Below are 7,268 nucleotides of genomic sequence, written 5' to 3'. Positions count from 1 at the left end.
CTGAACCGGCCACTTTAGTGGCCAACTGAACCCGGGACCGCGTTAGCGGTCCCGCTTGCCGCTTTGAGCGGCTCACACTCAACGGGCCGCGTCAGCGACCCGCCCGGCCGCTTTGAGCGGCCAACACCATAAAGCCCCCGGCTCTGCCGGGGGATATTTACTCATTTCTTAATCAATCCGCGCGATGCTGCCGGATGCAGCCTGTGGAACCGCCGGTTGCCGGATGTCCGGCAGTCCGGGCAGGGGTGCCCGAGGGAAACAGCCCATGCCGATCCGCGTCCTTGTGGTCGATGACAGCGCCCTGATGCGGCAGCTCCTGTCCGAGGTTCTGGGGCGGCTTCCGGATATCGAGGTGGCGGGCACCGCCTCCGATCCCTATGTCGCGCGGGAGAAGATCAAGGCCCTGCATCCCGACGTGCTGACGCTGGATCTGGAAATGCCCCGCATGGACGGGCTGACGTTCCTTGAACGGCTGATGGCGCTGCATCCGATGCCGGTGGTGGTGCTGTCGTCGTTCAGCAGCCGGGCGGCCGACACGGCGCTGCAGGCGCTGCGCCTGGGCGCGGTCGATTGCGTGGCGAAGCCCGGCGGAGACATCCGCAACGGGCTCGCCGCGCTGCAGGCGGATCTTGCGGCCAAGATCCGCTCGGCCGCGGCGGCGCGCATCGGCCTGGCACCGGAACGGCGCCCGCGGCCCACGGCCTTGCCGCGGCAGCCTGTCAGCGTCGCCGCCACCGGCGCGTCAACAGCCGTCGCCGCCACCGGCGCGTCGAATGTCATCATCGCCATTGGCGCCTCAACCGGCGGGGTCGAGGCGCTGCACGCGGTGCTGACCGCGCTGCCGCCCGACATGCCGCCGATTTTGGTGACCCAGCATATGCCCGCCGGGTTCACCACCTCGTTCGCCAGGCGGCTGAACGACGAATGCGCGCTCTCGGTCACCGAGGCAAAGGATCGCCAGCCGGTGAGGCCCGGACACGTCTACCTCGCCAACGGCGCCTTCCACCTGGAGCTTGTCCGCAGCGGGCTGGAACTCGCCTGCCGCCTGCACGACGGGCCGCCGGTGGGGGGGCATCGGCCCTCGGTCGACGTGCTGTTCCGCTCGGTCGCCCGCGCCGCCGGCAGCCGCGCCGTTGGCGTGATCCTGACCGGCATGGGGCGCGACGGCGCGGACGGGCTGCTGGCAATGCGCCGGGCCGGCGCGCGCACCATCGGCCAGGACGAGGCAAGCTGTATCGTCTACGGCATGCCCTGCGCGGCCAGGGCCGCCGGCGCCGTCGAACTGGAACTGCCGCTGCAACGGATTCCGCAAGGCATCGTCGATGCGGCATCCGCATTGGTCGAGGCCGTGCCATGACCGCCATGCTGAACCGCTGGCTCGCCCTCGGATCGATGCAGCAGCGCATCGCCGAGAGCCTGGTTGCCGAGCTGACCCACGCCTCCGGCGACGCGGCCGCTGAAACCAGCACGCTGACGCAGCTGTTCCAGGGGCTTGCGCTCAAGGCGGCAGCGCAGAACCAGCGGGTTTCCAGCCTGTCCGCGGTCGCCAACCACCTGACGGTCGCTGGCGAATCCATGACGTTCGAGGACCTTGCCGCCCAGTTCGAGCAGGCGCTGACCGCCATCGTCGCCAAGATCCTGCTGCTGTCGCAGAACGCCATGGCGATGGTCTACGCGTTCAACGACGTCAGCGTCAGCATGACCGCGGTCGAGAACTGCATCAAGGCGGTGGACACGATCAACAGCCAGATGCGCATGCTGGCGATCAACGCCCGCATCGAGGCCGCCCGTGCAGGCGAGGCCGGGCGGGCCTTCACGGTCGTTTCGGATGAGGTGCGGGCGCTGTCGGGCACCACGCAGCAGCTTGCCGACACGATGCGCACCCACGTCAGCAAGGTCGTCACCGGCCTGAACGAAAGCCACGAGGCGCTGCGCAGCGTCGCCACGATCGACATGTCGGAGAACATCATGGCGAAGGAGAAGATCGACGCCATGGTCGGCGCACTGCTCGACCGCAGCGCCGCGCTGGGCAGCATCGCCGACAGCGCCGCCGCCGACGCGGGTGAGATCTCCCGCCAGGTCAACGCCGCGATCACCAGCCTGCAGTTCCAGGACCGGGTCTCGCAGCGGCTGGAGCAGGTGATGGACACGCTGCGCCTCGTCGGCGACGCGTTCAGCCGGCTGCAGGCCGATACTGAAACGAGTGTCCCATGCTCGCCCGCGGAACTGGCCGAGCAAATCGCCTGGCTGCACGACCTCGCCGCGCGCTACCGGCTGAGCGAAATGCGCGCCGCGTTCGTTTCGCGCGTCATCGATGGCCGGGAAGGGCCGGAAATCGCCACCCCGAGCGCGGCCGAGGCCGGCTCGATCGACCTGTTCTGAGATGTCCAAGTCCGAGGCCATGAACATCAGCACCAGCCAGTCCGGCGGCGAGACGGTCGTCGCCCTCGCCGGCCGTTTCACCTTTTCCGCCCACGCCGCCTTCCGCGACGTGCTGGTCGGCCACGTCGAAGCCATGAGCAGCGGCGGCCGGGTCACCTTCGACCTGGCCGGGGTTGAGTTCGTCGATTCCGCCGCGCTGGGCATGCTGCTGCTGGCGCGGGAAGCGGCGCGCCGGCGTTCCGGCGCCATCACGATCCGCGGGGCGAGCGGTCAGGTGCGGCGCATGCTGGACGTGTCGCGGTTCGATACGCTGTTCACCATCGAGGCATGACCATGCGCCGCCGGCCGCGTCGCAACGGCGCCACAGCAGACCGCAGGCAAGCTGGAACGGATCGACGGCGCGCCTTCGCCGTGGCGGCCGCCGGGCCGCCATTCGCGGCTTCTGCCTGTACCGGCATCGCGTGCGTCCCAACCCGCCTGCGCGCCGCTGCAGCGCCGCGCCGGGCATGACCGATCCGGCCGACATCCTGGACGCGCTGCGCAGCCCCGACGGCGCGTTCATCGAGGACGGCTGCCCGCCGCCGCCCCGGGCGCCGGGCCTGTGCCTCGCCGTCCGGACCGAAACCGCGTTCCGCCTGCCGCTGGCGGCGATCCTGCTGGCCGTCGTGACGGAACGGAACCCGGCTGCCGAGGACCATGGCCATCTCATCGAACTGGCGTTGCACGAGGCCGTGGCAAACGCCGTGATGCACGGCAACCTTGCCATCGCGACAGCCGGCCGCGGCAGCGTGGACGACTATGGTTGTTTTTGTATGGAACTGAACAGGCGGCTGAACGACCCGGTTGCCTGCGCGCGGTGCGTCATCCTCAACGCCTGGTGGACGTCGAAGCGGCTGTGCTTCGCGGTCAGCGACCAGGGCCAGGGCTTCACGTACGGCGAAAGCGCGTCGCCGGACGACACGCCGCACGGGCGGGGCATCCGGCTGATGCGTGACCTGACGCAGAGCGTGCACTGGAACCAGCGCCGGCGCCGCCTCATCCTGACTTTCGCGATGGCCTCGGACTCCGCGGCATGAGCGGCCCGGACGCCGCGGCGCGCCAGGTTCCGCCGGCCCTGGCGGCGTGCTCGATCCTGGTCGTGGACGACTCCGCCACGCATCGGCGGATCGTCGCATCGCACCTGCGCCAGGCCGGCTTCCGGCATCTCTTCATGGCCACCGACGGGCGGCAGGCGCTGGCGATGATCGACCAGCACGCGCCCGACCTGCTGCTGCTCGACCTGGCGATGCCGGTGCTGGACGGCTTCGACGTCTGTGAGGCGCTGCGGCGCCGACCGCAGTACGGCGATCTTCCCATCCTGGTCATGACCGGCCTTGGAAGCGTGGAGAACCGCCTGCGGGCCCTGGCCGTCGGCGCCTCGGACGTGATCCAGAAGCCGGTCTACCAGGCGCAGCTGATCGCCCACGCGATCATCCACCTGGAACGCCGCCTGCTGATCCGCGGCCTGCGCGAGTTCCAGGAACGTACCGCCACCGAACTGGCCATCGCGCGGCAGATGCAGGAAGCGCTGCTGCCGGACGCGCATGTCATCTGCCAGATCCGCAACCGCTACGCCATCGACATGGCGGCGCTGTTCAAGCCCTCGGCCGAGCTGGGCGGCGACCTGTGGGGCGCCTGGCCGGTGGACGCCTCGCGGGTCGGCATTTTCATCGGCGACGTCTCCGGCCACGGCACCATCGCCGCGATCGACACGTTCCGTATCCACACCATCATGACGCGGAACGATTTCGACCGCGCGGAACCGGGGCGCTTCCTGTCGGCCGTCAACGACCGGCTGAGCGGGCTGCTGTCGCCGGGCCAGTACGTGACCATGCTCTACGGCGTGCTGGACACAAGGCGGGACCAGTTCAGCTATGCCGCCGCCGGCTGCCCGGAGCCGATGCTGGCGTTGCCCTCCATCCCTTTGCGGGGACTGGATGGCAGCGGCCTGCCGCTGGGCATCACCGGCGGCGTGCAATACCCGACCCGGCACGCGCCGTTCACGCCCGGATCGTTCCTCCTGCTGCACAGCGACGCCTTTCCGGAAGCCCGCCTGCGCGCGGACGGAACGCTGCTGGGCGACGAGCGCGCCCGCACGCTGGCCGCGCAAGCCCTGGCCGGCCGGAACCCGGAAAGCGCCATTGCCAGCCTGTCCCGGACCATCGCCGACCTGGGCGGCGAGGCGCTGGACGACGACCTGACGCTGATCTGCATCGGCCGGCCGGCGGCGGAATCCGGGCCGGCGGTCAGCCCGGCCTGCGCGGGTGCGGCGGCATCACGCAAGCGGGTGCTCGTCGTCGCCTGCACGCTGTCGCAGCGCATGACCGTCAAGCAGGCCGCGGGCGCGGTCGGGCTGGATGCGGACGGCGCGGCCGATCTCGCGACCGCCGGGTGTTTCCTGGCGGCGTTCGACTACGACGTCCTCGTCATGGATCTTCAGTTGCCGCCTGACGAACGACTGGAACTGTTCCGCACCATCGCCGGCAGCGGCAGACAGCCCCGCCTGATCCTGGTGGGCGCGCCCTGCGAGGACGTGGCCCGGCTCGCCGTCTCCCTGGGGCTGGAGGTTACGGCGACCCTGCCGATGCCGCTGGACGTCCCGTCGCTGCACGAGGCGCTGGTGGCTGGCCCGGTGGGTAGGCGGCGCCCGTCCGGGCCCGACATCCGGGGCGGCGTGACCACGGCCGACCTGGCCCGCGCGCTGGCCGAGGATGAAGTCACCGTCGGATTCCAGCCGCAGGTCTCGCTCAGTTCCGGGGCGGTCGTGGGCGCCGAGGCCCTGGTGCGCTGGACCAGCCGCCAGCACGGCATCGTGCCGACGGACATGTTCCTGTCGCTGGTTGCGGAAGGCGGCGCGACCGGCGCGCTGACCGACATGACGCTGCGCACGGCGGTTGCCGCCTGCGCCGGTTGGCGGGCCAGGCAGCCGGGCATGCGCGTCGCGGTGAACCTCTCCGCCGCCGCGCTGGCGGACGCATCGCTGCCGGAGCTGATCGCAGGCCGGCTGCGGGACGCGGGCCTCCCGCCGGAGGCGCTGGTGGTGGAGGTTTCCGAGGCGGACGCCACGGCGTGTCTTCCGGCGCTGACCGCGCTGCATGCGGTTGGCTGCTGCGTGGCGTTGGAGGAGTTCAGCAGCGTCAGCCTGCGCTCGATCGAGCGCCTGCCGGCCGGGATGCTGAAGCTGGGGCGCGTGCTGGTGCAGCAATGTGCCACCGATGCGTCGGCCATGCGCCTGCTGACCGCCGCGGTGGCGGTCGGCCGCGCGTTCGGCGTCCAACTGGCCGCCGTCGGGGTGCAGAACCATGCCGTCGAGCAGGCGTTGCGCGCGGCCGGCTGCGACCTGGCACAGGGCTGGCTTTATGGCCCGGCGCTGTCGGTTGAGGCGATCGGCGACGCATTGATCCGGCGGTCGTAGCGGCGCAGGCGGGCCGAAACGCCATGGCGTTGTGGTGACGGCCTGAGCCGAAACAACCGATCCGCCGGCGCCGGTGGATCATCCCCTCGGCCGCAGGTCCACGATCCGCTTCGCCTTGCCCTGCGACCGTTCCACCCCGCCCGGATCGACCACCCGCACGCCGACCGTGACGCCGATGACGGACTTGGTGTGATGCGTGAGCTTGTGCGCCCCCGGCTTCCGCTTATCGCCGGCTGCAGGCAGCGCCTCGGTGGCCGCTTGCAGGCGCGCATACATGTGCCTATAATGCATGCATTGAATGCTTCTTGTGATGGTGACGCTATGGCGATGCTCACTGTTCGCAACCTCCCGGACGACGTGCACCGTGCTTTGCGGGTACGGGCCGCTCAGCACGGGCGCAGCACCGAGGCCGAGGTCCGCGACATTCTGGAAAGCGCGGTCAAGCCGCCATCGCGCCTGCGCATGGGCGAAGCTCTTGCCGCGCTCGGCCGCAGGATCGGCCTGACCGACAAGGATTTCGAGGTCTTCGATCGCGTGCGGGATACCACGCCGGCCGAGCCGATGCGGTTTGAATGATCGTCCTGGACACGAATGTCGTTTCCGAAGCGATGAAGCCCGCGCCGCTGCCGGTGGTGCGCGCCTGGCTGGACAACCAAGTGGCCGAAACGCTGTATCTGTCGAGCGTGACAGTGGCCGAGCTTCTGTTCGGAATCACGGCGCTTCCGGCCGGCCGGCGCAAGAACATGCTGACCGAGACTGTTGAGGGCCTGTTGGCCCTTTTCGCCAATCGCGTGCTTCCGTTCGACATCGACGCGGCGAGGCACTATGCCGGGCTGGCGGCGTTGGCCAGGAGCAGCGGGCGGGGCTTTCCGACACCGGACGGCTATATTGCCGCGATCGCGGCCTCGCGTGGCTTTATTGTCGCTTCGCGTGACATCGCGCCCTATGCCGCGGCCGGGGTGGCGGTCATCAACCCGTGGGCGGCGTAGGCGTTTGGCATCCTCCCGGTGGTGAGGGACCGACCGGATGCCGGACGCCCCAATGCGAAGCGCGTGAAGATGGGCCGGTGGCTGAAGATGATCTCGCACCCGATCAAGAAGACCCTACGCCGCCGCGATGCGGGCGAGCCTATGCAGGTAGATCGCGTGGAGCTATCATGTCTCTTACAGTACGAGATTGCGACAGCTACCCGAGGACCAGGCGATGCGATTGAATGGCAAGTTGGTGAGTGATATCACCGAAGCCGATCTTCAGCAGTTGTGCACCGACGGTCGAGCCGAGGATCAGTATCTTGACTACAAGAGGCTGTAGTTTCCAGGGAACGGCCTTCGCTTTTCGTATCGATACGCTGACGCGGCTCACCCGAATGTCTGGCGCAATTCCAGAAAGTATGGGTTGTCGCTGAGGCACTGGAGCGCTTCGTCGAGCGGCA

At 69.4% G+C, this 7,268-nt stretch carries 9 protein-coding genes; 7 read left to right on the top strand and 2 right to left on the bottom strand.

The window, feature by feature from the left end; genetic code table 11:
• Positions 1–265: 265 nt before the first annotated feature.
• From CCS01_RS14655 to CCS01_RS14635, 5 genes are all read left to right on the top strand, one after another.
• On the top strand, positions 266–1,357 hold the full coding sequence (locus CCS01_RS14655) for a protein-glutamate methylesterase/protein-glutamine glutaminase (protein ID WP_104519550.1): 1,092 nt from the start codon (positions 266–268) through the stop codon (positions 1,355–1,357).
• Entirely contained in the window at positions 1,354–2,382 is a 1,029-nt protein-coding gene (locus CCS01_RS14650) for a methyl-accepting chemotaxis protein (RefSeq protein WP_104519549.1), read from the top strand. The genes CCS01_RS14655 and CCS01_RS14650 overlap by 4 nt, the downstream gene beginning before the upstream one ends.
• A 1-nt stretch (position 2,383) precedes the next feature.
• Positions 2,384–2,713, top strand: coding sequence for an STAS domain-containing protein (locus CCS01_RS14645; RefSeq protein ID WP_158258400.1), 330 nt, complete (start codon positions 2,384–2,386; stop codon positions 2,711–2,713).
• A gap of 175 nt (positions 2,714–2,888) precedes the next feature.
• The gene (locus CCS01_RS14640; protein WP_104519547.1) at positions 2,889–3,458 is read left to right on the top strand and encodes an ATP-binding protein; all 570 of its coding nucleotides are present in this window, start codon (positions 2,889–2,891) and stop codon (positions 3,456–3,458) included.
• Entirely contained in the window at positions 3,455–5,836 is a 2,382-nt protein-coding gene (locus CCS01_RS14635) for an EAL domain-containing protein (RefSeq protein WP_104519546.1), read from the top strand. The genes CCS01_RS14640 and CCS01_RS14635 overlap by 4 nt, the downstream gene beginning before the upstream one ends.
• 78 nt (positions 5,837–5,914) lie before the next feature.
• Here the strand turns inward: CCS01_RS14635 and CCS01_RS33725 are convergent, their stop codons facing one another.
• Complete coding sequence (locus CCS01_RS33725; protein ID WP_158258399.1) at positions 5,915–6,199, bottom strand: acyl-CoA synthetase family protein; 285 nt, start codon at positions 6,197–6,199, stop codon at positions 5,915–5,917.
• Between CCS01_RS33725 and CCS01_RS33720 the strand changes: the two genes are divergently transcribed.
• Both CCS01_RS33720 and CCS01_RS14625 read left to right on the top strand, forming a co-directional pair.
• Positions 6,158–6,412, top strand: coding sequence for a FitA-like ribbon-helix-helix domain-containing protein (locus CCS01_RS33720; protein ID WP_170114641.1), 255 nt, complete (start codon positions 6,158–6,160; stop codon positions 6,410–6,412). The genes CCS01_RS33725 and CCS01_RS33720 overlap by 42 nt on opposite strands.
• A complete protein-coding gene (locus tag CCS01_RS14625; RefSeq protein WP_104519544.1) occupies positions 6,409–6,825 on the top strand; it encodes a type II toxin-antitoxin system VapC family toxin in 417 nt (138 codons plus the stop codon). The genes CCS01_RS33720 and CCS01_RS14625 overlap by 4 nt, the downstream gene beginning before the upstream one ends.
• A 196-nt stretch (positions 6,826–7,021) precedes the next feature.
• Here the strand turns inward: CCS01_RS14625 and CCS01_RS34675 are convergent.
• Positions 7,022–7,268, bottom strand: a 247-nt coding sequence (locus CCS01_RS34675; RefSeq protein ID WP_204848284.1) for a hypothetical protein, incomplete at its 5' end; no start/stop codon positions are given.

The organism is Rhodopila globiformis (assembly GCF_002937115.1).
GTDB classification, from domain to species: domain Bacteria; phylum Pseudomonadota; class Alphaproteobacteria; order Acetobacterales; family Acetobacteraceae; genus Rhodopila; species Rhodopila globiformis.
This window is presented reverse-complemented; position numbering and strand designations above follow the sequence as displayed.

Excerpts from the sequence above, each read along its gene's own strand:
- CCS01_RS14655 (WP_104519550.1), top strand. The coding sequence starts at position 266 with ATGCCGATCCGCGTCCTTGTGGTCGATGACAGCGCCCTGATGCGGCAG.
- CCS01_RS14650 (WP_104519549.1), top strand. The coding sequence starts at position 1,354 with ATGACCGCCATGCTGAACCGCTGGCTCGCCCTCGGATCGATGCAGCAG.
- CCS01_RS14645 (WP_158258400.1), top strand. The coding sequence starts at position 2,384 with ATGTCCAAGTCCGAGGCCATGAACATCAGCACCAGCCAGTCCGGCGGC.
- CCS01_RS14640 (WP_104519547.1), top strand. The coding sequence starts at position 2,889 with ATGACCGATCCGGCCGACATCCTGGACGCGCTGCGCAGCCCCGACGGC.
- CCS01_RS14635 (WP_104519546.1), top strand. The coding sequence starts at position 3,455 with ATGAGCGGCCCGGACGCCGCGGCGCGCCAGGTTCCGCCGGCCCTGGCG.
- CCS01_RS33720 (WP_170114641.1), top strand. The coding sequence starts at position 6,158 with ATGGCGATGCTCACTGTTCGCAACCTCCCGGACGACGTGCACCGTGCT.
- CCS01_RS14625 (WP_104519544.1), top strand. The coding sequence starts at position 6,409 with ATGATCGTCCTGGACACGAATGTCGTTTCCGAAGCGATGAAGCCCGCG.